This window comes from Aeromonas rivuli (genome assembly GCF_020149575.1).
Classification (GTDB): domain Bacteria; phylum Pseudomonadota; class Gammaproteobacteria; order Enterobacterales; family Aeromonadaceae; genus Aeromonas; species Aeromonas rivuli.
The window spans coordinates 3,850,446-3,872,388 of the sequence record NZ_CP079742.1 but is presented as its reverse complement, the minus strand read 5'-3'; the positions used below and the strand labels follow the sequence as shown (position 1 = coordinate 3,872,388).

At 63.1% G+C, this 21,943-nt stretch carries 23 protein-coding genes; 12 read left to right on the top strand and 11 right to left on the bottom strand.

Annotated features, from left to right (window positions below):
* Positions 1–103 precede the first annotated feature (103 nt).
* Positions 104–772, bottom strand: coding sequence for a GMP/IMP nucleotidase (yrfG, locus tag KYK33_RS17805; protein ID WP_042044295.1), 669 nt, complete (start codon positions 770–772; stop codon positions 104–106).
* Between the two features lie 105 nt (positions 773–877).
* On the opposite strand from yrfG, the gene nudE reads away from it, so the two are divergent.
* Together nudE and cysQ are read left to right on the top strand one after the other, a co-directional pair.
* Positions 878–1,462 carry an ADP compounds hydrolase NudE gene (nudE, locus tag KYK33_RS17800; RefSeq protein WP_042044294.1) on the top strand — a complete coding sequence of 195 codons (585 nt, stop codon included), beginning with the start codon at positions 878–880 and terminating at the stop codon, positions 1,460–1,462.
* Between the two features lie 34 nt (positions 1,463–1,496).
* Positions 1,497–2,315: a 3'(2'),5'-bisphosphate nucleotidase CysQ gene (gene cysQ / locus KYK33_RS17795; protein ID WP_224431372.1), complete on the top strand. Its 819-nt coding sequence runs from the start codon at positions 1,497–1,499 to the stop codon at positions 2,313–2,315.
* An 86-nt stretch (positions 2,316–2,401) separates the two neighbouring features.
* Here the strand turns inward: cysQ and KYK33_RS17790 are convergent, their stop codons facing one another.
* A complete protein-coding gene (locus tag KYK33_RS17790) occupies positions 2,402–3,241 on the bottom strand; it encodes an AraC family transcriptional regulator (protein WP_224431371.1) in 840 nt (279 codons plus the stop codon).
* 113 nt (positions 3,242–3,354) lie between these two features.
* Between KYK33_RS17790 and KYK33_RS17785 the strand changes: the two genes are divergently transcribed.
* Together KYK33_RS17785 and KYK33_RS17780 are read left to right on the top strand one after the other, a co-directional pair.
* Entirely contained in the window at positions 3,355–3,894 is a 540-nt protein-coding gene (locus KYK33_RS17785) for a carboxymuconolactone decarboxylase family protein (RefSeq protein ID WP_224433050.1), read from the top strand.
* A gap of 29 nt (positions 3,895–3,923) precedes the next feature.
* Positions 3,924–4,346, top strand: a complete 423-nt coding sequence (locus KYK33_RS17780; RefSeq protein WP_042044421.1) for a DUF417 family protein — start codon at positions 3,924–3,926, stop codon at positions 4,344–4,346.
* A 250-nt stretch (positions 4,347–4,596) separates the two neighbouring features.
* On the opposite strand, the gene metJ is transcribed toward KYK33_RS17780, so the two are convergent.
* Positions 4,597–4,920, bottom strand: coding sequence for a met regulon transcriptional regulator MetJ (gene metJ, locus KYK33_RS17775; protein WP_005891844.1), 324 nt, complete (start codon positions 4,918–4,920; stop codon positions 4,597–4,599).
* A gap of 172 nt (positions 4,921–5,092) precedes the next feature.
* On the opposite strand from metJ, the gene metB reads away from it, so the two are divergent.
* Together metB and KYK33_RS17765 are read left to right on the top strand one after the other, a co-directional pair.
* Entirely contained in the window at positions 5,093–6,259 is a 1,167-nt protein-coding gene (metB, locus tag KYK33_RS17770) for a cystathionine gamma-synthase (RefSeq protein WP_042044291.1), read from the top strand.
* Positions 6,260–6,315: 56 nt separating this feature from the next.
* Positions 6,316–8,763: a bifunctional aspartate kinase/homoserine dehydrogenase II gene (locus KYK33_RS17765; protein ID WP_224433049.1), complete on the top strand. Its 2,448-nt coding sequence runs from the start codon at positions 6,316–6,318 to the stop codon at positions 8,761–8,763.
* A 202-nt stretch (positions 8,764–8,965) separates the two neighbouring features.
* Here KYK33_RS17765 and KYK33_RS17760 read toward each other — a convergent pair whose 3' ends face one another.
* Positions 8,966–9,655, bottom strand: coding sequence for an LrgB family protein (locus KYK33_RS17760; RefSeq protein ID WP_224431370.1), 690 nt, complete (start codon positions 9,653–9,655; stop codon positions 8,966–8,968).
* A complete protein-coding gene (locus tag KYK33_RS17755; protein ID WP_224431369.1) occupies positions 9,648–10,043 on the bottom strand; it encodes a CidA/LrgA family protein in 396 nt (131 codons plus the stop codon). Before KYK33_RS17755 ends, KYK33_RS17760 begins: the two co-directional genes overlap by 8 nt.
* A gap of 125 nt (positions 10,044–10,168) precedes the next feature.
* Here KYK33_RS17755 and KYK33_RS17750 point away from each other — a divergent pair, with 125 nt between their 5' ends.
* Positions 10,169–11,050: a LysR family transcriptional regulator gene (locus tag KYK33_RS17750; RefSeq protein WP_224431368.1), complete on the top strand. Its 882-nt coding sequence runs from the start codon at positions 10,169–10,171 to the stop codon at positions 11,048–11,050.
* Between the two features lie 74 nt (positions 11,051–11,124).
* Here the strand turns inward: KYK33_RS17750 and pdxR are convergent, their stop codons facing one another.
* The 3 genes from pdxR to KYK33_RS20155 are packed head-to-tail and all read right to left on the bottom strand — an operon-like array spanning position 11,125 to position 12,847.
* Positions 11,125–12,591, bottom strand: a complete 1,467-nt coding sequence (pdxR, locus tag KYK33_RS17745; protein ID WP_224431367.1) for a MocR-like pyridoxine biosynthesis transcription factor PdxR — start codon at positions 12,589–12,591, stop codon at positions 11,125–11,127.
* A complete protein-coding gene (locus KYK33_RS20160) occupies positions 12,588–12,719 on the bottom strand; it encodes a hypothetical protein (RefSeq protein WP_259236950.1) in 132 nt (43 codons plus the stop codon). Before KYK33_RS20160 ends, pdxR begins: the two co-directional genes overlap by 4 nt.
* Positions 12,716–12,847 (bottom strand): hypothetical protein, encoded by a 132-nt coding sequence (locus KYK33_RS20155; protein ID WP_263479967.1) that lies wholly within the window; start codon positions 12,845–12,847, stop codon positions 12,716–12,718. Before KYK33_RS20155 ends, KYK33_RS20160 begins: the two co-directional genes overlap by 4 nt.
* Before the next feature lie 135 nt (positions 12,848–12,982).
* On the opposite strand from KYK33_RS20155, the gene KYK33_RS17740 reads away from it, so the two are divergent.
* Genes KYK33_RS17740 through KYK33_RS17730 form a run of 3 tightly spaced genes read left to right on the top strand, consistent with a single transcriptional unit; the run spans position 12,983 to position 14,650 of the window.
* A complete protein-coding gene (locus KYK33_RS17740; RefSeq protein ID WP_224431366.1) occupies positions 12,983–13,465 on the top strand; it encodes an OsmC family protein in 483 nt (160 codons plus the stop codon).
* Entirely contained in the window at positions 13,462–13,911 is a 450-nt protein-coding gene (locus KYK33_RS17735; RefSeq protein WP_042044283.1) for a rhodanese-like domain-containing protein, read from the top strand. Before KYK33_RS17740 ends, KYK33_RS17735 begins: the two co-directional genes overlap by 4 nt.
* The gene (locus KYK33_RS17730) at positions 13,901–14,650 is read left to right on the top strand and encodes a GNAT family N-acetyltransferase (protein WP_224431365.1); all 750 of its coding nucleotides are present in this window, start codon (positions 13,901–13,903) and stop codon (positions 14,648–14,650) included. The genes KYK33_RS17735 and KYK33_RS17730 overlap by 11 nt, the downstream gene beginning before the upstream one ends.
* 106 nt (positions 14,651–14,756) lie before the next feature.
* On the opposite strand, the gene ybaK is transcribed toward KYK33_RS17730, so the two are convergent.
* The 3 genes from ybaK to argE form a co-directional block, all read right to left on the bottom strand.
* A complete protein-coding gene (gene ybaK, locus KYK33_RS17725) occupies positions 14,757–15,221 on the bottom strand; it encodes a Cys-tRNA(Pro) deacylase (protein ID WP_042044281.1) in 465 nt (154 codons plus the stop codon).
* A 500-nt stretch (positions 15,222–15,721) separates the two neighbouring features.
* Entirely contained in the window at positions 15,722–18,355 is a 2,634-nt protein-coding gene (gene ppc, locus KYK33_RS17720; protein ID WP_042044280.1) for a phosphoenolpyruvate carboxylase, read from the bottom strand.
* Between the two features lie 339 nt (positions 18,356–18,694).
* Positions 18,695–19,840 (bottom strand): acetylornithine deacetylase, encoded by a 1,146-nt coding sequence (gene argE, locus KYK33_RS17715; protein ID WP_224431364.1) that lies wholly within the window; start codon positions 19,838–19,840, stop codon positions 18,695–18,697.
* A 289-nt stretch (positions 19,841–20,129) separates the two neighbouring features.
* On the opposite strand from argE, the gene argC reads away from it, so the two are divergent.
* Positions 20,130–21,137 (top strand): N-acetyl-gamma-glutamyl-phosphate reductase, encoded by a 1,008-nt coding sequence (gene argC, locus KYK33_RS17710; RefSeq protein WP_042044278.1) that lies wholly within the window; start codon positions 20,130–20,132, stop codon positions 21,135–21,137.
* A gap of 15 nt (positions 21,138–21,152) precedes the next feature.
* Positions 21,153–21,932, top strand: a complete 780-nt coding sequence (gene argB, locus KYK33_RS17705) for an acetylglutamate kinase (protein ID WP_042044277.1) — start codon at positions 21,153–21,155, stop codon at positions 21,930–21,932.
* Positions 21,933–21,943 lie beyond the last annotated feature (11 nt).

Genomic DNA, 21,943 nt, shown 5'->3' with positions numbered 1-21,943 from the left:
GTGACATGGTGCTGACCGTCCGTCACCCTCAATCGCCAGCGCTACTCATGGGGCAGCTCGCGCCATGATGGAGAGGAGGGACTCTGCCCCATCTTGCGCTGAGTCAGCCCGCTAGCGGCAACAGCTCGGCGTAGTCGTGTATGGCCGGGAAGGCGGTGATCCGCTGCGCGGGCTGCTGACTGTCCGGGGTCTGGATGGCAAGCTGATAGCCGATGCCAAAATCGGCGGCGGCCTGCAAGATACGCTCGCTGTCATCGACGAACAGGGTACGGGCCGGATCGAACGCCAGCCGCTCTGCCAGGGCCTGCCAGCAGTGCTGGCTCTCCTTCGACCAGCCCAGTTCATGGGTGCTTATCATCAGATCCAGATGGTCGGCCAGTCCGAGTCGCGCCTCCTTGACCGAGAGGCTGGCGGGGTGGGCATTGGTGAACAGCACCAGCTGCTTGCCCGCCGCCCGCAAGGCGGCCAGGAAGGGAAGAGCATGAGGTCGCCACTGGATCTTCTCCAGGAGCTCCTGCTTGAGGGCGCGAATGTCCAGTCCCAGGGTCCGGCTCCAGTAATCCACGCAATACCAGTCGAGGGTGCCGGCGACCGCCTGATAGTGGGCATCGATCTGCGCCCTGGCCTCGGCCAGCGACAGCGCGCGCCGCTCGGCATAACACTCGGGCACCCGCCGTTGCCAGAGGTAGCTGTCGAAATGGAGATCGATCAGGGTGCCATCCATGTCGAGCAGGACTGTATCTATCTGGTGCCAGGGAAGCGGGGTCGGCATGGGGTATCTCGGTGTTGAAAGGGCGGCCATTATAACGGATTTTTCCCACCGCTTTCCCGGCCTTGTCCCGTGGTGTTCGTCTTGCGACTCGTTTACTCTTGAGTCATGACTCTCGCCAGTGGCCCGGCTATGGATCCCAACAAGCGCAAACCCGACATCATCAAGGCTGACATCGTGGCCGAAAGCCGCCTGTTCAAGGTGGAATCCCTGCATCTCAAGTTCTCCAACGGTGAGGAGCGGGTCTATGAGCGGATGCGGGGCGGCAACCGGGGTGCCGTCATGGTGGTGCCCATGCTCGATGCCGACACCCTGCTGCTGATCCGTGAATATGCCGCTGGCACCCACAGTTATGAGCTGGGCTTTCCCAAGGGGCTGATCGATCCCGGTGAGGATGCCCTGACCGCGGGTAACCGCGAGCTGATGGAGGAGGCGGGCTTTGGCGCCAACAGCCTGACCCCCCTCAAACAGGTCTCCCTGGCCCCTGGCTATTTCGCCAGCAAGATGGACATCTTGCTGGCCCGGGATCTTTTCCCCGAACAGCGGGTCGGTGACGAGCCTGAGCCCCTGGAAGTGATCCCCTGGCCACTCAATCGCATCGACGAACTGCTCGAGCGGGAGGACTTCACCGAATCACGTAGCATCAGCGCCCTGCTATTGACCATCAAGTGGTTGGCAGAGCAGGAAAAATAACGCCAGAGCGGCGAGTGACACAGAGGATGACAAGATGCAGGAACTACTGAGCTGGGTTCCCGGGGTCAAGGAGATAGCCCGCGAAGCGGGGCGTATCCTTCACGACATCTATCAAGGCGGCCAGTTTGAGCGCGAGCTGAAGGAGGATGCGACCCCGGTCACCAGTGCCGATCTGGCCGCGGATGCCTACCTGAAACAGGCGCTCGCGGCGCTCACCCCCCATATTCCTGTGTTGACCGAGGAGGCGGCGGATGTCCCCTTCAGTCAAAGATCGAACTGGCGGCAGTACTGGCTGGTGGATCCCCTGGATGGCACGGGGGAATTCATCGCCGGCAGCGGTGACTTCGCCACCCTGATAGCCTTGGTGCGGGACAATGTGCCGGTGCTCGGCGTCATCTATGCCCCGGAGGCCGATCTGCTCTACTGGGCGGTGCGTGGTCATGGCGCCTTCAAGGAGGTAGCCGGTGAGAGCAAGCCCATCCGCGCCCAGCACCATGAACATGATCTTCCCAGTTCCCTGGTGATCGCCATCAGCCGCCGTCAGCAACAGGTGAGTCTGACGCGTCGTCTCAACCCGAGCATCCATTACGATCTGGTGCCGCTGGGTTCCAGTTCCCTCAAATCCTGCCTGGTGGCCGAGGGGGCGGCCGACTGTTATGTGCGACTCGGCCCTACCGGCGAGTGGGACACCGCAGCGGCTCAGTGCATCGTCGAGGCGGCTGGGGGGCGTATTCTCAGTCTGGCACTGCAGCCGCTGAGCTATAACGAGACAGAATCCCTTGGCAATCCCGACTTTATCGTGATGGGGGATCCTCGTCTGGCTTGGACCCAGATAGTGCTGCACCGCGACTGACCGTATCTTGTATCGGCATAAAAACGGCGACCTCAGGGTCGCCGTTTTCGTTGATATCGCCAGCGGGTGGGGGAGCTCGCCTGCCATCAATCAAGAGGCGGTTCTGCGACGGTTTGCTGCTGGCGCAGCCACTGGCCAGGGGTCAAGCCACAGGCTTTGGCGAAGGCGCGGGTCAGGGCGGCGCTGCTGCCATAGCCCACCGTCGGGGCAATCAGCTTGAGGGGCTCCCCCGCCAACAGATGCTGCTGGGCCAGGGTCAGCCGCCACTCGGTCAGATAGAGCAGTGGCGTCTTGCCTATCAGCTGATGGAAGTGGGCGGCGAAGCGGGCGCGGGACATGCCCGCCAGCGCAGCCAGCCCTTGCAGCGTCCAGGGATGCTCGGGTTGTTGCTGCATGGCGATGATCGCCTTGCCCAGCCTCGGATCGGCCAGCCCCGCCAGCACGCCCCCCCGGTAGAGCCCGGCATCGAGCACATGGCGCAACACCAGGATGAGCAGCAGATCCAGCAAGCGATCCATCGCCTGACTCTGGCCATAGCCGGGTTGAGCCGCCTCCTGAAACAGCAGCTCCAACACGGGAGCCAGGCCGGGGGCGCTGGCCAGGGGAATGATCAGGCGGCTCGGTAGTGCCGCAACCAGGGGGTTGCTGTGGGTGCGGCCGAAGCGGACGTTGGCGCAGACCAGATCGCAGTCGAGCCGACTCTGCATGCGGTGACCGCAGCTCGCTGGAAACAGGATCAGGGTCGGCTCATCCAGGGTGACACTAGCCTCCCCGTCACTGCTCAGTCTGAGGGTGCCCGCGCGAAGCAGGTGCAGGTGGCCACCAGGGTCCGAGCCCTGATAATCGACCCGACCACACAGGCTGCCTGCGTAGAAGAGCCGGGCCCGGGGCGCGTATTGATGAAGCAGTACCGACAAGGAATCCATGATTGATACGATAGGTGACTATTTTTGGACTGTTGGTGATAAATCGTATCATGCTTTTTGAAATACTCCCTCTCGTTGACCAGCCAATCCATTAACACGAGAGGACAATGTCCATGGTACGTATCCATCCCCTGACCATAGCCCAGGCCAAACCCGCCGCCGCAACGACCCTCACCGCCATCAAGGGCAAACTCGGCATGGTGCCGAACCTGTTTTCCACCCTGGCCAACTCCCCCACGGTGTTCAAGGCCTATCTGGCCTTTGCCGAGACCCTGGGCCAAGGGCGACTCAGTGTCCGCCAACGGGAGCTGCTGGCACTGGCCATCGGCCAGGAAAATGCCTGCCAATACTGCCTGAGCGCCCATGTGCTGGGCGCCAACAAGGCCGGTTTTTCCCCGGTGCAGATCCGTCAAGCCCGTCTGGGGGAGGCGGAGGATCCGCTGGATCAGGGGCTGATCTCGCTGGCAATCCAGCTGGTTCGTCAGCGGGGCGTCATCGATGATGGCCAGCTGACCGCGGCCAGAGCCGCCGGGGTGGACGATGAACTGCTCATCGAAGTGTTGGGACAGGTCGCCCTCAACACCTTCACCAACTACAGCAACCATGTGGCGGGTACCGAGATCGACTTCCCCCTGGTTGAGGTGCAGCCATGAGGGACGGCTGGTTGGCACGGGCCAAGCCCGTGACCCGGGAAGAGAGCGGTTATCTGGTGGGATTGGCGGGGGTGCTGCTCATCCTCGTCTGGCTCGGGATATTCAAGTTCACTCCCACCGAGGCGGAGGCGATAAGGCCGCTGGTAGCGAGCCATCCACTGATGAGCTGGCTCTATGGCATCTGGTCGGTGCAGGGGGTCTCCAATCTGGTGGGGATCGCCGAGTTGGTGGTCGCCCTGGCCCTGCTGCTCTCCCTGCGCTATCGCCTGGCGGGTGTTTACGGCGGTTTGGGCGCCTGCATCATCTTCCTGATGACGTTGAGCTTTATCTTTACCCTGCCCGGCGCCTGGCGTTGGGTGGATGGCATGCCGATAGTCGATTTCTTCCTGCTCAAGGATCTGGTGCTGCTAGGGGTCTCGCTGACCGTGATCAACCGTAGCCGGGCCTTGTAATTTCAAGCTTTCAGCTACTGTTTGCGCCTCAGGATGAGGCGCTTTCTTATGGTTGTCGCCAGCGCCTGGCAATAAAAAAACGCGGCCTGAGAGCCGCGTTTTCGTGAGCCGTTGAGTGAAAACTCACTCGGCGTCGTAATCTTCAATCTCTTTGCCGAGCGCTGCCATGACCGAGAGCCGCGGGCTTCGATATCCAGACAACAAAAACGCGGCCTGAGAGCCGCGTTTTCGTGAGCCTTCGAGTGAAAACTCACTCGGCATCGTAATCTTCAATCTCTTTGCCGAGCGCTTCCATGATGGCTCGGGCTTCAGCCGGAACGCTGTCCGGGTGATCCTTGCGCAAATCGTCGTCGCCGGGCAGTGGCTGGCCGGTGAACGCATGGAGAAAGGCCTCGCAGAGCAGTTCGCTGTTTGTCGCATGGCGCAGGTTGTTCACCTGGCGACGGGTGCGCTCATCGGTCAACACTTTCAACACCTTGAGCGGGATCGAGACGGTAATCTTCTTGACCTGTTCACTCTTCTTACCGTGTTCCGCATAAGGGCTGACGTAGTCGCCGTTCCACTCTGTACCCATGATTCACCTGTTCTCATTTGGCCTTGAGCGCGGATTTTAACCCTTAAGGAAATCAATGGCAATCCAACAGCAAAGCCATTTAGACGTCTAGAAGTGTTGACGGCTTTATTGGGGTGGCGTAATGTCTTGTGCAATGGCGAGGATGGACTCGCACAAGGATGAGGAGAGAGAGATGACCCATAAGGCAACCCTGACGGTACGCACCGGCATAGAGACAGATACTCAGCATGGTGCCGTAGTGCCGCCCATCTATCTCTCCAGCAACTACACCTTTGCCGACTTCGGCGTGCCCCGTCAATACGATTATGCCCGCTCCGGCAACCCGACCCGTGGCAATCTGGCGGACGCGCTGGCGGCCCTGGAAGGGGGAGCGGGCGCCGTGGTGACCGGCACCGGCATGGGGGCCATCCATTTGGTGACCCAGGCCCTGTTGCAGGTGGGGGATCTGCTGATTGCCCCCCATGATTGCTACGGCGGTACCTGGCGCCTGTTTGAATTCCTGGCCGCAAAGGGCAACTACAGGGTCAAGTTCGTCGATCAGGGGAATGAGCAGGCCCTGGCCGCCGCCCTGGCCGAGGGGCCCAAGCTGGTCTGGGTCGAGACCCCCTCCAACCCGCTGTTGCGGGTAGTGGATGTGGCCGCCATCTGTGATGCCTCCCATGCCGTGGGCGCTCTGGTCGCGGTCGATAACACCTTCCTCTCTCCGCTGCTGCAACAGCCCCTGGCCCTCGGCGCCGATCTGGTGGTGCACTCCACCACCAAGTACATCAATGGTCACTCGGACGTGGTGGGGGGGGTGGCCATCGCCAAGGAGCAGGCGCTGGCCGATAGCCTGCTGTGGTGGGCCAACTGCCTGGGGCTGACCAGTGGCGCCTTCGATTCCTATTTGACCCTGCGCGGCCTGCGTACCCTGGGGCCCCGTCTGCGCACCCATCAGGAGAATACCCAGAGCATTCTGGCCTTCCTGCAGACCCAGCCCCTGGTGAAAACCATTTATCACCCCAGTCTGCCGACTCACCCCGGCCACGAGATAGCGCTGCGCCAGCAGTCCGGCTTCGGTGCCATGCTGAGCTTCGAGCTCGATTGCGACGAGGCGGGTCTGCGCGCCTTCCTCGGCGCCCTCAACTACTTCTCGGTGGCCGAGTCTTTAGGGGGGGTGGAGAGCCTGGTGGCCCACCCGGCCAGCATGACCCACAGGGCCATGAGCGCCGAGGCGCAGCAGGCGGCGGGGATCAGCCCCCAATTACTGCGGATCTCGGTCGGCATAGAACACGGCGAGGATCTGGTCGCGGATCTGGCCCAGGCCCTGGCGGTCGCCGGGCAGGTGGCCGCGCAATGAGTCAGAGCAGTCAAGCCGCCGTCCTCGGTGGCCAAGCCACAACGGGTAGCACCAAGATGAGTGAAATGGTCAAGGAGGCCGAGGTGACGGTCAACGTTAAGCATCGGCAAGTACACAAGTTCGGTGGCAGCAGCCTGGCGGATCCCGTCTGTTATCGCCGGGTCGCGGCCATCGTCGAGCAACAGGGCAACGGCAGCGAACTGATTGTGGTCTCGGCCGCGGGCAAGACCACCAACCGGCTGATCCAGCTGGTGGAGCTGGCCGAGGCGGGGGACGAGGCGGCCGGTGAGGCGCTCAACGCCCTGCGTGCCTATCAGCAAGGGTTGATCGACGGCCTGCTGGAAGGGGATTTGCACCAGAGCCTGACCGCTCAGCTCAACGGCGATATCAGCAGTCTGGGCCTGATCCTGGAGGGGCAGTTCGATCGCTTCGAGCGCAACGGCCTGCTCGCCTTCGGGGAAGTCTGGTCGGCGCGCCTCCTGGCCGCCTTGCTCAGCAGCCGTGGCGAACCCGCCATCTGGCTCGATGCCCGCAGCTTCCTGCGCGCAGAGGATGGCGCCCTGGTCAAGGTGGACGAGGTGCTCTCCCGTGAGCTGCTCAAGGCGCGGCTCGCCGAGCATGCGGGCCGCATCGTGGTGACAGGTTTTATCGCCGCCGACATGGAGGGGCGCTCCCTGCTGCTTGGCCGCAATGGTTCCGACTACAGTGCCAGCCTGCTGGCCCTGCTGGCCGATGGCGACTCCACCACCATCTGGAGCGACGTGGCCGGGGTCTACAGCGCCGATCCGCGCCGGGTCAAGGAGGCGCGCCTGCTGGAGCGGCTCAGTCTGGCCGAGGCCAACGAACTGGCTCGGCTGGGCTCCTCCGTGCTGCATTCGCGTACCCTGCAACCGGTGGCGGACAGCCGCCAGCGGCTCACTCTGCGTTGCAGCTACAACCCCGACGAGGGCTGTACCCATATCTTGCGCCGCGCGCCGCGCAGCAACGGTGCCCGCATCGTCAACTCGGTGGATCAGATTGCGCTGATCGAGCTCAAGGTGCTGCCTCAGGGTGATTTCGAGCAGGCGGTCAAGACCATAGAGGCCCATCTGGACCGTCATCGTCTCAGCCCGCTGACCCTGCAACGTCAGCCGGACAGGCGGGTGCTGCGCCTCGCCTATACCCTGGAAGTGGCGGTCGGCGCCTACGACCTGCTGCGGGACTTCCAGCTGCAGGGGGGCTTCACCGGCCTTATCCAGAAAGAGGGTTACAGCCTGGTCGCCCTGGTGGGAGCCGGGGTGACGGACAACGCCGAGCAGTGTCATCGCTTCTATCAACTGCTCTCGGATCAGCCCCAGGAGTTCGTGCAGGTCGCCAAAGATGGCCTGAGCCTGGTGGCCGTGCTGCGCCAGGTGGTGCTGGAGCCGCTGATGATAGCCCTGCACAGCGCCCTGTTCAGCCGCCCGACCCGGGTCGGCCTGGTGCTGTTTGGCAAGGGTAACATCGGCAGCCAGTGGCTCAACCTCTATGGCCGCGAGCAGGCTCGTCTCGAGCGCGAACTGAACGTGGCGCTCACCCTCTATGGGGTGTTCAACTCCCAGGGGGGGCTGCTGGACGAGGAGGGGCTGGATCCCGTCAAGGTGCAGCAGCACTTCGAGCCCAGCCCGCTCATCTGGCCAGAGCTGCTAAACCAGCTCGAACAGCACAGTTTCGACAGTCTGATCGCCCTGGATCTGACCGCCAGCGAGACGGTGAGTCGCTACTATCCCGACTTTGCCCAGCTCGGCTGCCACATCATCGCCGCCAACAAGTTCGCCGGTGCCGCCGAGAGCGAGTTCTATCAGCGCATCAAGCAGAGCTGTCGGGATCATCAGGTGCAGTGGCGCTACAACGCCACCGTCGGTGCCGGGCTGCCCATCCAGTCCAGCATCCAGATGCTGCGCCAGAGCGGGGATCGCATCCAGGGCGTGTCCGGCATCTTCTCCGGTACCCTGAGCTGGCTGTTCCAGCAATATGACGGCAGTCGTCCCTTCTCCGAGCTGGTGGACGACGCCTGGCAGCAGGGGTTGACCGAGCCGGATCCGCGCGAGGATCTCTCCGGCCAGGATGTGCGTCGCAAGCTGCTCATTCTGGCGCGGGAAGCGGGCTTCGAGCTGGATTCTGCCGATATCGAGCTGGAAAATCTGGTGCCAGCGGCCCTGCGCAAGCTGTCGGTCGAGGAGTTCATGGACAGGCTGGGCGAGCTGGACGGCCCGCTGCAGGCGGCGTTCGAGGGGGCGCATCGGGTCGGCAAGGTGCTGCGTTTCGTGGCCCGTTTCGAACGAGGCGGCAAGGCGCGCGTCGGACTGGAGACCCTGGCGCCGCACCACCCCTTCGCCAATCTGCTCCCTTGCGACAATGTGTTCGCCATCGAGAGCGACAGCTACCGCAGCAATCCCCTGGTCATTCAGGGGCCGGGGGCGGGACGGGAGGTGACCGCCGGTGCCATCCAGTACGATCTCTGGCAGATCTGCGCCGAGCTGTAAGCCTATGACGGTGAACGGTGAACGGTGAACGGTGAACGGTGAACGGTGAACTGGCAGCAACCACACCTCAGCGAGATCTCCGACAGCGCTGCGTCAGCCTGTAAGGTGATGGTGGCGAGCTGATCCCTTGCAACCAGCCAACTGACCACCAAAGAGGCGCCTTCGGGCGCCTCTTTGCATGACGCTAACCGGCTGGCCCGACTCACCACAGCAGCTGGCCGAGCAGGGGAGCGAGCAGCACGGTCACCATGCCCGCAATCATCATCACCATGCTGGCCACCACCCCCTCCTCGTTGCCCAGCTGATAGGCCTTGGCGGTGCCTGCCCCGTGGGCCGATGCGCCAAAGCCCGCCCCCTTGCCGAGCTTGCTGCGGATGGCGAGACGGCGCAGCACCCCATCCCCCACCGCCATGCCTATCACCCCGGTCAGTACCACGAACAGCGCGGTCAGGTCGCTCTGACCCCCGACGCTCTTGCTCGCCTCGACGGCGAAGGGGGTGGTGATGGAGCGCATGGCGAGGCTGCGTTGCAGCAGATCCGAGAGCCCGAGCCAGCGAGCCAGCAGCACTGAGCTGCCCACCGCCATCACCACTGAGGCCAGGACCCCGATGGAGAGGGACAGCCAGTGTTTGCGCATCAGGGCCTTGTTCTCATACACGGGGATGGCGAAGGCGATCGTGGCCGGGCCCAGCAGCCAGAGCAGCCAGTGACTGTCGGCCATATAGGTCTCATAGGGGATGTGGCACGACAGCACCAGGGCGATCAGGAGAGCAGGGGCCAGCAGCAGGGGCATCAGCGGCAGTATGCGTTTGCGGCCATAGAGCCATTTGCTGAGGTAATAGAACAGCAGAGTGAGGGCCAGGCAGAGCAGGCTCAGGGTCTGGTTAGTCATGACGGCGCTGCCTGCGAGCCAGTTTGAGCTCGAGCCGGTAGACCCTGTCGACCACCAGGGCCGTGGTGCCGAGCACCAGCACAGTGCTGAGGCTTATCACCAGCAGGATGCGCAGCCCCTGATGCAGCAGCAGATCCTGATAGTTGACCACGGCCACCACGGCGGGCACGAAGAACAGCAGCATCTCGGCCAGTAGCCAGCGCGAGCCTGCGCTAAACCAGCGGGTCTTGACGATGCCGGTCAGGATCAGGGCGAGCAGGACCAGCATGCCGGTGAGATTGGCGGGCAAAGGCAGATGAAAGAGGCGCACTGCCGCATCGGCGAGCCACCAGATGGCGGCCAGCAGGGCGACCTGCAAGGGGGTGATAAACCAGAGGGGCAGAGCCATGAGAGAGGGCCATTCGGTAAGAAGGCTTTCAGTCTACCGCCGGACTAAACCTGCAAAAAATGAATTTAAATTATGAAATTCATGCCAAATTGGCATGATACGACCTTGCCCCTGGAGGAGGAATCATGGATATCCGTGCCTTGCGTTACTTCGTCGAACTGGTGCGGGAGCAGAGCTTCACCCGCGCCTCCGAGAAGCTGTTCGTCACTCAGCCCACCATCAGCAAGATGATCCGCAGCCTGGAAGAGGAGCTCGGTCAGCCGCTGCTCAACCGGGAGGGGCGCCGCTTCACCCTGACCGACAGCGGCCAGGTGCTGTTCGCCCGTGCCCAGGAGATATTGACGCAGATGCAGCAGCTCGAGACCGAACTGGCGGATCTGCAGAGTCTCAAGGGGGGGCGCCTGGCGCTGGGCATGCCCCCCATGGTGGGGCATGTCTATGCCGATTTGATCCGTACCTATCGCCAGCGTTACCCGGCCATAGAGCTCTCCATCGTGGAATATGGCGGGCGTCGTATCGAACAGGCGGTGCTGGAGGGGGAGCTGGACTTGGCCATCACCATGTTGCCGACCCGGGAGACGGGGGCACTCAACGCCCTGGTACTGGCCAGCTATCCGATCCAGGTGGTGCTGCCAGCCGAGCCGCACTGGCGCGAGCGGGCCTGCGTCCGTTTCTCGGATCTGCGTGACGAGCCGCTGCTGCTCTATACCCAGGCTTTCACCCTGAGCGATCGCATCGAGCAGGCCTGTCTGGATGCAGGGTTCAGCCCTCAGGTGGCGGCCCGCAGCAGTCAGTGGGACTTTCTCACCGCCATGGTGCGCAGTGGCATGGGGGTCGCCTTCCTGCCAGAGCCCGTCTGTCGTCGCCTGAACCCGGAGGGTCTGCTGCTCAGACCCTTGTTGCCGGAGCTGAGCTGGCAACTCGGGGTGATCTGGCCCCAGGGCCGCTATCTGTCACGCAGTGCCGAAGCCTGGCTGGCGCTCTGCCGTGAGTTCCAGGCAGGCTAAGGCTGGGTGTTGGATCCGCGACCCAGGGTTGAGGCTCTCTTGCTCGGCCACCCCGCTCTCTACGCCGCTATCCATCAGGGCTTGTCCCGATCTGCTGTGCCCAGCAATCCATATGACGCAGTGCGCATCAGGGCCCCGAGTCGTCGGCAGAGTTGGCGCAGGGTCTGATTGTCGAGGCAGCCAAAGCCGAGCAGCCAGCCCTCCAGCCTGGGCTCCCCCAGATAGAACTGACGCAAGGGGCGCAGCCCCAGCCCGAGGGCATTGGCAGCCTGAGTCCAGCGGGCCTCGCCGCCCGGGGGCAGCAGCACGGCGCACTGCAGGCCGGCGCCGCTGTGGATGGGGGTCAGTTGGGGGCAGTGTTCGGCCAGTTCGCTCAGCAGCAGATCCCGGCGACTCTGGTAGAGCAGGCGGCTCTGGCGCAGATGGGTGGCGAAGTGGCCGGCCCGGATAAAGTCCGCGGTGACCGCCTGCTGCAACTGGTTGCTGTGGCCATCGAAGGCGGCGCGGGCCCGGCTGAAGGCCTCCATCAGCGGGCGCGGCAGCACCAGATAGGCGAGACGCAACGAGCCGAACAGCACCTTGCTGAAGGTGCCCACATAGATGACCCGCCCCTGGCTGTCGAGCCCCTGCAAGGCGGGCAGCGGGCGCTGATCATACTGATACTCCCCGTCGTAATCGTCTTCCAAAATCCAGGCGCCGTGCCGCTCGGCCTCGGCCAGCAATGCCATCCGCCGTGGCAGGCTCATGGGTACGCCGAGGGGATACTGATGGGCCGGGGTGCAGTAGATGAGCCTGGGCTGCGGATGTTCCCCCGCCGGGTCGAGGCCCTCTTCGTCCACCGGCACCGGGTGAATGCGGGCGCCGGCGCTCTCCAGTGCGGTTCTGGCTCCCGGATAACCGGGATCTTCGACCCAGACGGTGTCGCCGGCGTCGATGAGCAGCTGGGTTGCCAGCAAGATCCCCTGCTGGGAGCTGGTGAGGATCAGGATCTGCTCCGGCTCGCACTGCACCCCCCGCGACTGCACCAGATAGCTGCTGATGGCGGCGCGCAGCTCCCCTAAGCCTTGCGGATCCCCGTAGTTCATCCACTGGCTGGCGCGCTGGCGCCACTGCTGTTGCATCAAGCGGCCCCAGAGCGCCTGGGGAAAGATGCGCGGATCCGGCTGGCTGGAGGCAAAGGAGACGCCGACCTCGGGGGCATCGTGACAGGCACCGCCTGCCGCCATCTCCTGACCGCGACGGGATAGTCCGGCCGCCGACTGGGGCGGCCTTGGAGTGGGCCGCACCGCCGCCAGGGCGACGAAGCTGCCGGCCCCCACCTTGCGCACCAGGTAGCCCTCGGCCTCCAGTCGGCCATAGGCCAGCTCCACCGTACTGCGGGAGATGCCGAGATCCCGGGCCAGCATGCGGCTGGCGGGCAGCCGACTGTGCTGGGGCAGGTGACCGGCCAAGATGGCGCTACGTAATGTGCGTACCAGCTGCTCGTGCAGTGGCAGATCGTTTTGTTGCTGGTCGGCAAACAGGGTAGGCAGGGCGGTCATGATGGCCTCCGGGTGAGTGGGGGCTGGTGACCGGCCAAGATGGCGCCGCGCAGAGTGCGCACCAGCTGCTCGTGGAGCGGCAAACTATTTTGTTGCTGGTCGGCAAACAGGGTAGGCAGGGCGGTCATGGCAGTCTCCGGGTGAGCGGGGGCAGGTGACCGGCCAAGATGGCGCCGCGCAGAGTGCGCGCCAGCTGCTCGTGCAACGGCAAACTGTTTTGTTGCTGGTCGGCAAACAGGGTAGGCAGGGCGGTCATGGTGGCCTCCGGACGGGGCAGTCAGTCCATCAAAATTGGTCTGCTTATATTGGCAAAATTGGTCGGCGTGGCAAGGCCATTATGGCGCTACATTGAGGGTCAGAGAAAGGGATACAACCATCACAAGGAGTCGGGATGTCAGAGTTCAGTGCCATCATCAGCTGGCAGCGGGGGGCCAGCGAGCCCTTCGTCGACCAGCGTTACAGTCGGGCCCATGAGTGGGAGTTTGACGGCGGCGTGCGGGTGCCCGCCTCCTCCTCCCCCCACGTGGTGCCCTTGCCCTGGTCGGTGGCGGAGCATGTCGATCCGGAGGAGGCCTTCGTCGCCTCGCTCTCCAGTTGTCACATGCTGACCTTCCTCTGGCTGGCGGCCAAGGCGCGCTATCTGGTGGAAGACTACCGCGATAAGGCGGTCGGGGTCATGGAGCAGGACGAGCGGGGTCGCCAGTCGATCAGCCGCGTCACCCTGCGCCCCCGGGTACTGTTTGGTGGGGATCGCCAGCCGAGCCTGGTCGAGCTGGAGCGGCTGCACCATCAGGCCCACGAGCAGTGCTTTATCGCCAACTCGGTGAGAACCGAGATCACCACAGAAGTCGCGCTATATCAGGAGCCGGTATGAGTCATGTATTGAGCACGGGAGTGGCCAGCCCGCAGGAGGCCAGCGCCTTCTTCGAGGCCCAGCTGAAATTTCGCACCGACCCGGCGGATCTCGCCGCCGATCTGTTAAACGCAGAGGCGGGTGAGGAGGGGCGCATCGTCGTCATCGACACCCGCTCCCCTGAACATTATGCCGAGGGCCATATTCCGGGGGCCGTCTCCTTTCCCCATCGCACCATGAGCCCGGTCACCACGGCCGGGCTGGCGCGAGACAAGGTCTATGTCTGCTACTGCGATGGCATCGGCTGCAACGGCTCGACCCAGGGGGCCCATAAGCTGGCCGCGCTGGGCTTTCAGGTCAAGGAGCTGATCGGCGGCCTGCACTGGTGGCGTCAGGACGGTTTCGCCGTCGCCACCGGCAGCGAGGCCGGTGTCTTGCAAGAAGGAGGGATAGCCTGTGGCTGCTAACAACGTTACCTCTCATATCACTAACGAATTCAATCAACCCCTGGGCGCTGTGGTGCCGGATTGGACGGGGGCCGAGTTTCCCCCTCATCAGCTGATGAGGGGCTGGGGCTGCCGGTTGGAGCCCCTTGACCCCGGGCTGCACGGCGGCCCGCTGTGGCAGGCGTTCAGTGCCGATGATGGGGCCATGTGGACCTACCTCACCAGCGGTCCCTTCGCGGACGAGTCGGCCATGCTGGCCTGGTTGCAGCAGTGCGCTGCCAAGGTCGATCCCCAGTTCTATGTCATTGTCGATGAGCCGAGCGGCAAGGCGCTGGGGCTCGCCAGCTACCTGCGTATCGATCCTGCCGCTGGCAGCATAGAGGTGGGCTGGCTGCACTTCTCCCCCGCCATGCAGCGCACCCGCCTCTCGACCGCCGCCATGGCACTGATGATGGGGCGGGCCTTTGCCCTGGGCTATCGTCGCTACGAGTGGAAGTGCAACGATCTCAACCTGCCCTCCCGCCAGGCGGCGCTGCGGCTAGGGTTCAGTTACGAGGGCACCTTCCGCCAGGCCAGGGTCGACAAGGGCCGTTCCCGCGATACCGCCTGGTTCTCGGTGATCGACAGCGAGTGGCCTGCACTGGCGGCCAGTTTCGAGGGGTGGTTGGCCGATGACAACTTCGATGGGCAGGGGCGCCAGCGGCTGCGGCTCTCCGACTTGACGGCGGCCTGCCGCGCTCAGGCAGATAAAGTGCCCTGAGCGTCGGTTGGCGCCCTGGCTGGCAACACTCGATAAAACCAAAGAGGCCCCGGATGTCGGGGCCTCTTTGCTATCACCTCTGCGACCTCATCATGGTGATCGTCCCTTAGTGTTCACCTATGGGCGCGGCTAGCCATTTCAGAAGGCGAAGCATGTCTCGGGGCGCCACCCCGACCGAGAGGCCGCGCTTGCCGCCGCTCACCAGGATCTCGTCAAACTGCAGGGCGGAGTCATCGAGCACGGTGGGCAACAGCTTCTTCTGGGCCAGCGGGCTGATGCCCCCCACCTTGTAACCGGTCAGCTTCTCGGCCTCCGCAGGCTTCATCATCTCCACCTTCTTGAGGCCCGCCGCCTTGGCGAGCTGCTTGAGGCTGCACAGGCCCGATGAGGGCACTATAGCCACCACCGCCTGCTTGTCGTGATGGGCGATCAGGGTCTTGAACACTTGCGCTTCGGGCAGGCCAAGTTGAGTCGCGGCATGCTTGCCAAAATCGTCGTGGGCCTCGCACTCGTAGGGATAGAGCTTATGGGGGATCTTTAGCTTTTTCAGCAAGTTGATAGCGGGGGTCATCAGATTTCCTCGAGCCTTGGCAAGGTCAAACAGTCTGCTCCCAGACGAGTGGCTATGCAAGGCTCCGCAGCTTTCGTCGTTTCCTGGAGGGGGACGGTATTGATCCCCCTCTGATTCGCCGAGGCCAGCGAAATCCTGTCGAGGCCAGCAGCCTCATCTTTTTTGCGGTGCAATGCGCTGCGCTTATTGCACCCTACGCGCTTCTTGGGCCTTCAAGAAGTCACTCGCCCCGGCTCTAAGGGCGGGCGAAACCCCGTCGAGGCCAGCGGCCTCGTGTCCTGCACGGCGACGCCGTGCCATTCCCTTCCAACCCGCGGAACGGACGATTACGCCTGACGGCTAATCGACCCTACGATTGCACGGCAACGCCTAACGACCAATGTTCCTACGACAACATGCATCCAGAGGAGAGGCTGCATCAGGCGAGACAATTCGTGGAAATAAAAAGGGCGCCACTGTGGCGCCCTTTGTCATTGCGGGGAGCTTGATAGCCCCGTCTATCAACCGGTATTGCGCATACCGGCGGCGATACCGGCGATGGTGACCATCAGCGCCTGATCGATCTCCTCGTGCAGGGATCCCGGGTTGCTGCGCGAGCGGTTGAGCAGCTCGGCTTGCAACACGTTGAGGGGATCCGTGTAGGGGTTGCGCAGCTTGATGGACTCCTTGATCCAGGGTTGATCGTCGAGCAAGTCTCCCTGGGGACGCAGAGCCAGCACCAGTTCGGCGGCCGCTTCCAGTTCGGCGCGCAGCTGCTTGCCCAGCGGCCAGAGGCTTTCGGGTACCAGACGGGTGTCATAGTACTCCGCCAACCAGGTATCGGCCTTGAGGAACACCATCTCCAGCATCTCGAGGCGAGTGCGGAAGAAGGGCCATTGACGGCTCATCTCTTCCAGCACGGACTGGTGACCGCTGTCGATGGCTTGCTTCAGGCCCTCATGGGCACCGAGCCAGGCCGGCAGCATCAAGCGGTTCTGGGTCCAGGCGAAGATCCAGGGAATGGCGCGCAGGCTCTCGACGCCGCCATTGGGCTTGCGCTTGGCGGGGCGGGAACCGAGCGGCAGCTTGCCGAGCTCCATCTCGGGGGTGGCTGCGCGGAAGTAGGGCACGAAGTCCGGGTGGCCGCGCACTATGCTGCGGTAGTGTTCGCAGGAGGCCTCGGCCACCTGTTCGATCACGGTGCGCCAGCTCTCTTTGGGCTTGGGCGGCGGCAGCAGGTTGCCCTCCAGCACGGCGCTGGTGTAGAGGTTCAGGCTGTTGATGGCGACTTTCGGCAGGCCGAACTTGAAGCGGATCATCTCGCCCTGTTCGGTGACCCGCAGGCCGCCGCGCAGGGATCCTGGCGGTTGAGACAAGATAGCCTGATGGGCGGGGGCGCCACCGCGACCGACGGTACCGCCACGGCCATGGAACAGGGTGAGCCGTACCTTGTTGGTTTCGGCCAGGGCCACCAGGGATTCCATGGCGGCGTACTGGGCCCAACCGGCGGCCATCATGCCCGCATCTTTCGCAGAGTCCGAGTAGCCGATCATCACGTACTGGCGACCCTGGATGTAACCGCGATACCAGTCAACCGACAGCAGGCGATCCATCACCTGGGTGCCTGCCATCAGGTCTTCCTGGGTCTCGAACAGGGGGGCAACCGGCATGCGGAACTTGCAACCCGCTTCCTTGAGCAAGAGTTGCACCGCCAGTACGTCCGAGGGGGCACCGGCCATGGAGATGATGTAGATGCCGAAGGCATCCGGATCATGGGCGGCGATCACCTTGCAGGTGTCGATGGTCTCCTTGGTCTCTGCGCTCGGCTCCCAGTCGACGGGCAGCAGCGGGCGGCGCGAGTTGAGTTCATTGAGCAGGAAGGCCTGCTTGTCGTCCTCGCTCCACTCGGCGTAGTCGCCCATGCCCAGATAACGGGTCAGTTCGGAGAAGACCTGACCGTGACGCTCGCCATCCTGACGGATATCGAGCTTGACCAGATGGATGCCGAAACAGGCCAGCTTGCGCAGCACGTCCAGCAGCATGCCGTCGGCGATGTTGCCCATGCCGCAGGCGTGCAGGGAGTGGTAGCAGAGCTCCAGGGGCTCGCGCAGCTGGGCCGTGGTCTTGACCAGATCCCGGCTCTCGCTCGCCTGATCCTGCACCTTGGCGGTGAGGAACTCCTGGGTCTCGCGCAACTGCTCACGCAGCTCACGGATCAGGGCACGGTAGGGTTCGGCGCTGTCGCCCACGCGCTCGCGCACGGCCTGGGTGCAGTCAGACATGGAGAGCTCAGAGGTGAGCTCCTTGATGTCTTTGTAGAACAGGCTCACCGCCATCCAGCGGCCCAGTTCCAGTACCTCGGCGGTCACCTTGGCGGTGACGAAGGGGTTGCCGTCACGGTCACCCCCCATCCAGGAGGTGAACTTGACCGGGGCGGCGTCCAGGGGCAGGCGCACCCCCAGGTGCTGCTGCAGCCGTTCGTCCAGGTTGCGCATGAATTCGGGGATGGCGGGCCAGAGGCTGTTTTCCACCACGGCGAAGCCCCATTTGGCTTCATCGACCGGGGTCGGACGCTGCACCCGGATCTCGTTGGTGTGCCAGGCCTGATTGACCAGCTGTTCGATGCGGCTCTGGATCTTGTCCCGCTCGCGGGGCAGCAGATCGGACAGCTCAAGGGCTTCCAGGCAGTCGTTGAGCTGCACATGCTTGTGGATCAGGGTACGACGGGTCACCTCGGTCGGGTGAGCGGTCAGCACCAGGTCGATGTCCAGCTCGCGCACGGCCTGGATGATGGCTTCCTGGGAGAGGTTGGACGCCTTGAGCTTGGCGAACATCTCCTCCAGGGGATCCGGGGTACAAATATGCTCTTCGCAATGGCGGGAGATGGTGTGGAACTGTTCGGCCACGTTGGCCAGATTGAGGAATTGGCTGAAGGCGCGTGCCACGGGCAGCAACTCGTCGTCCGAAAGATTGCGCAGGATGTCGAGCAACCGCTCACGGTCTGCTTCATTACCCTTGCGAGAGGACTTGGCCAGTTGGCGAATGGTCTCGATCTTGTCGAGGAAGGCTTGGCCCTGATGGTCCTTGATGGATTTGCCCAGCAACTGGCCCAACATGCCTACGTTGGCCCGTAGTGCTGCGTAAGTATCGTTCATTCCACATCCTTATTTTTGTTGGTGCCCGGCCGCCGCTCCTCGGCATGGGGCTGCCCCACTTATTGTTGTGCGATTACAACATATGCTCCGTCATCTTAGGGGGACAATCTACCCAGATTGTCTGCGCAAGGTCAAATAACAAGCCAATTTAGAACATGTATTTTCGATAGTTCCCTGGCATGGCTGAGTCCTTTCGTCCCCCTCGTTGTCATGTAACTTTCCTACATATCCGGTTGCGCCTCCCTGCGCTCGGTTGCACCTGTTGCGAATGAATCGCTAGCCGCATCAGCAAGGATGCCATGGCTGCCATGCACACTTCGCCATGGGTGCCGGTCAGGGCTAGACGCAGAAGCGGCGGACCAGATGTTGCAGCACCGCCTTGGTGGGCTCGACGAAGGAGAGATCCAGGTACTCGTCCGGCTGGTGTGCCTGGGCGATGTGACCAGGGCCCATCACTATGGTCTGACAGCCGAGCTGCTGGATGAAGGGCGCCTCGGTGCAGTAGTTGACCGATTCGGCGCGCTTGCCGCTCGCCAACTCGGCTTCGCGTACCAGCAAGGAGGCATCGTCGCAGGCGTAGGCGGGGATGGGCTCGTGCAGGTGTTGCAGGTGCAGGCAGTCCGGCTGGTGGATTTCGATGGGGGCGAGCGCCTCTTTGAGCAAGCCCAGCAGCTCGTCGGGACCGACCTGGGGAGTGGGGCGCATGTCGATGTGCAACTCGCAACAACCGCAGATGCGATTCGGGCTATCGCCCCCCTGGATGTACCCCAGATTCAGGGTCGGTTGCGGTACTTTGAAGCGGTGATCTGCATACTTATCCTTGAGGCTGCGTTGCAGCGCCAATACCTGACCCATGGCCTGATGCATGATCTCCATGGCGTTGATGCCGTTGGCGGGATCCGAGCTGTGACCGCTCTTGCCCGTGATGCGGATGGCTTCCGACATATGGCCCTTGTGGGCGACCACGGGCACCAGGCCGGTGGGTTCGCCTATCACCGCATAGTCGGGTTTGAGCTCGGCGGCCGCGGCGATGGCGCGGGCTCCCGCCATGGTGGTCTCCTCGTCGGCGGTGGCCAGGATGCGCAGGGGCTTGTTGAGGGTCTTGAGATCGATCTCCTTGAGCGCCTCGACGATAAAGGCGAAGAAGCCCTTCATGTCGATGGTGCCCAGACCATAGAGGCGATTGCCCTCTTCGGTCACCTTGAAGGGATCCTTGCGCCAGGCACCCTGGTCAAACGGCACCGTATCGGTATGGCCTGCCAGCAGCAGACCGCCTTCTCCCTGACCATAGGTGGCGACCAGATTGAACTTGCCGGGCAGCTCCGCCAGTGGCGTCACCTCACAGTGAAACCCGAGCTGGCCGAACCAGTCGGCCAGCAACCGGATCACTCCTTCGTTGCTCTGATCCCACTTGGGATCCGTGCTGCTGATAGAGGGTATTGCAATAATATTCTTATAAAGTGAAAAAAAATCCTGATTGGCCACTAGCTCCTCCTTGCACCCTCGGAAGGTTTCTGTTAGAAAATACAAATGCAAACTGAGTGAATGAATATTCTGTTCTTGCGCTCACCGATAAGGCTCTAGTTGTAAGGGAAAGTCAATGTTCTGTCACCTGATCTATCACCGACGACGCAACCCCGCCTGAATTGCCTCCGCATGAGCTGACCCGCTCGTTGCACCCTTGCTACGCAAGAATGGAGAGGCGATTCACGGCCTCTTAATCCTTATGCAGCATCATGCTGTGAACCCAGACCTCATATTTTGGAATTGATCAATGCTTAACACCGTTATCGTCGGTGCCAGTGGCTACGCGGGAGCAGAGCTGGCCGCCCTGGTGCAGAACCACCCTGACCTCAAGCTGTTCGGCCTCTATGTCTCCGCCGGCAGCCAGGATGCCCACAAGCGTTTCTCCTCTCTTCATCCCCAGTGGGTCGGCGAGCTGGATCAGCCGCTGCTGCCCCTGGATGAGGATGGCATGACCCGGATCCTGACCCAGGCCGATCTGGTGCTGCTGGCCACCGCCCACGAGGTGAGTGCCGAATTGGCGCCCAAGTTCCTGGCCAAGGGGCTGCCGGTATTCGATCTCTCCGGCGCCTTCCGGGTGCAGGATCAGCAGTTCTATCAGGATTACTACGGCTTCACCCACGCCAATGAACAGTGGCTCGCTCAGGCGGCCTACGGTCTGGCCGAGTGGAACAGCGACGCCATCGCCGCCGCCCAGCTCATCGCCGTACCCGGTTGCTACCCGACCGCCTCCCTCTGCGCCCTCAAGCCATTGCAGCAGGCGGGCCTCATCAAGGCGGAGTGGCAACCCATCATCAATGCGGTGTCCGGTGTCTCCGGCGCGGGCCGCAAGGCATCGGTCAACACCAGCTTCTGCGAAGTGAGCCTGAGCCCCTATGGCACCTTCAGCCACAGACATCAGCCGGAGATCAGCCATCATCTGGGCAAGGGCGTGCTGTTCCAGCCCCACCTTGGCAACTATGTGCGCGGCATCCTGGCCACCATTTATGTGCAGCTGGCCGAAGGGGTGACCCCGGAGCAGGTGGACAGAGCCTACCTCGCCGCCTACGAAGGCAAGCCGCTGGTGCGTCTCACCGGCCAGATGCCTTCCATCCGTGGCGTGGCGAGCACCCCTTATTGCGATCTGGCCTGGCAGCAGCAGGGCAACATGCTGGTGGTGGTGTCCGCCATCGACAACCTGCTCAAGGGCGCGGCCTCCCAGGCCATCCAGTGCGTGAACATCAAATTTGGTTTTAAACCGGCCACCGGCCTGATTTAAGGAAGGATCGAGAAGATGGACAAACCGACATTAGTCATCAAATTGGGTGGGGCGCTGATCGAGAATGATGAGGCCCTGACCGCCCTGTTCGCGACCCTGAAGAGCTTCCTGGATGAGCAGCACAGGCCGCTGGTGCTGGTGCACGGCGGTGGCTGCCTGGTCGATGACCTGCTCAAAGGGCTGGGGCTCACTTCTACCAAGAAGAATGGCCTGCGGGTGACCCCCTTTGACCAGATCCCCTTTATCGCAGGCGCCCTGGCCGGTACCGCCAACAAGCAGATGATGGCCAAGGCCATCGCCTGTGGCATCCCGGCCGTGGGTCTGTGTCTGGCCGATGGCGGTCTGTGCCAGGTGGTGCAGCTGGATCCGGATCTCGGCGCGGTCGGCGACTGCTCCCCGGGCAACCCGGCCCTGGTGCAAGGGATCCTCTCCCAGCAGTTCCTGCCGGTCATCAGCTCCATCGGCATCACCAGCGAGGGTCAGCTGATGAACGTCAATGCGGATCAGGCGGCCACCGCCATTGCCGAGGCGCTCGGCGCGGATCTGGTGATGCTGTCGGACGTGAGCGGCATCCTGGATGGCAAGGGCAAGCTGGTTCCCCAGCTGGACAAGGCCACCGCTCAGGATCTGATGGAGAAGGGGGTGATCACCGATGGCATGGCCGTCAAGGTGAAGGCCGCGTTGCACGCCGCCGAGACCCTGGGCCAGCCGGTCTGCGTCGCCAGTTGGCGCTACCCGGATCAGCTGCTCAAGCTGCTCGGCGGCGCCGCCATCGGCACCCAGGTTACCCTCTAAGCGCGACAAAA

What these genes read in the sequence shown, in the direction of transcription:
- yrfG (WP_042044295.1), bottom strand. Translation starts at nt 772, where the DNA reads ATGCCGACCCCGCTTCCCTGGCACCAGATAGATACAGTCCTGCTCGAC.
- nudE (WP_042044294.1), top strand. Translation starts at nt 878, where the DNA reads ATGACTCTCGCCAGTGGCCCGGCTATGGATCCCAACAAGCGCAAACCC.
- cysQ (WP_224431372.1), top strand. Translation starts at nt 1,497, where the DNA reads ATGCAGGAACTACTGAGCTGGGTTCCCGGGGTCAAGGAGATAGCCCGC.
- KYK33_RS17790 (WP_224431371.1), bottom strand. Translation starts at nt 3,241, where the DNA reads ATGGATTCCTTGTCGGTACTGCTTCATCAATACGCGCCCCGGGCCCGG.
- KYK33_RS17785 (WP_224433050.1), top strand. Translation starts at nt 3,355, where the DNA reads ATGGTACGTATCCATCCCCTGACCATAGCCCAGGCCAAACCCGCCGCC.
- metJ (WP_005891844.1), bottom strand. Translation starts at nt 4,920, where the DNA reads ATGGGTACAGAGTGGAACGGCGACTACGTCAGCCCTTATGCGGAACAC.
- metB (WP_042044291.1), top strand. Translation starts at nt 5,093, where the DNA reads ATGACCCATAAGGCAACCCTGACGGTACGCACCGGCATAGAGACAGAT.
- KYK33_RS17765 (WP_224433049.1), top strand. Translation starts at nt 6,316, where the DNA reads ATGAGTGAAATGGTCAAGGAGGCCGAGGTGACGGTCAACGTTAAGCAT.
- KYK33_RS17760 (WP_224431370.1), bottom strand. Translation starts at nt 9,655, where the DNA reads ATGACTAACCAGACCCTGAGCCTGCTCTGCCTGGCCCTCACTCTGCTG.
- KYK33_RS17755 (WP_224431369.1), bottom strand. Translation starts at nt 10,043, where the DNA reads ATGGCTCTGCCCCTCTGGTTTATCACCCCCTTGCAGGTCGCCCTGCTG.
- KYK33_RS17750 (WP_224431368.1), top strand. Translation starts at nt 10,169, where the DNA reads ATGGATATCCGTGCCTTGCGTTACTTCGTCGAACTGGTGCGGGAGCAG.
- pdxR (WP_224431367.1), bottom strand. Translation starts at nt 12,591, where the DNA reads ATGACCGCCCTGCCTACCCTGTTTGCCGACCAGCAACAAAACGATCTG.
- KYK33_RS20160 (WP_259236950.1), bottom strand. Translation starts at nt 12,719, where the DNA reads ATGACCGCCCTGCCTACCCTGTTTGCCGACCAGCAACAAAATAGTTTG.
- KYK33_RS20155 (WP_263479967.1), bottom strand. Translation starts at nt 12,847, where the DNA reads ATGACCGCCCTGCCTACCCTGTTTGCCGACCAGCAACAAAACAGTTTG.
- KYK33_RS17740 (WP_224431366.1), top strand. Translation starts at nt 12,983, where the DNA reads ATGTCAGAGTTCAGTGCCATCATCAGCTGGCAGCGGGGGGCCAGCGAG.
- KYK33_RS17735 (WP_042044283.1), top strand. Translation starts at nt 13,462, where the DNA reads ATGAGTCATGTATTGAGCACGGGAGTGGCCAGCCCGCAGGAGGCCAGC.
- ybaK (WP_042044281.1), bottom strand. Translation starts at nt 15,221, where the DNA reads ATGACCCCCGCTATCAACTTGCTGAAAAAGCTAAAGATCCCCCATAAG.
- ppc (WP_042044280.1), bottom strand. Translation starts at nt 18,355, where the DNA reads ATGAACGATACTTACGCAGCACTACGGGCCAACGTAGGCATGTTGGGC.
- argC (WP_042044278.1), top strand. Translation starts at nt 20,130, where the DNA reads ATGCTTAACACCGTTATCGTCGGTGCCAGTGGCTACGCGGGAGCAGAG.
- argB (WP_042044277.1), top strand. Translation starts at nt 21,153, where the DNA reads ATGGACAAACCGACATTAGTCATCAAATTGGGTGGGGCGCTGATCGAG.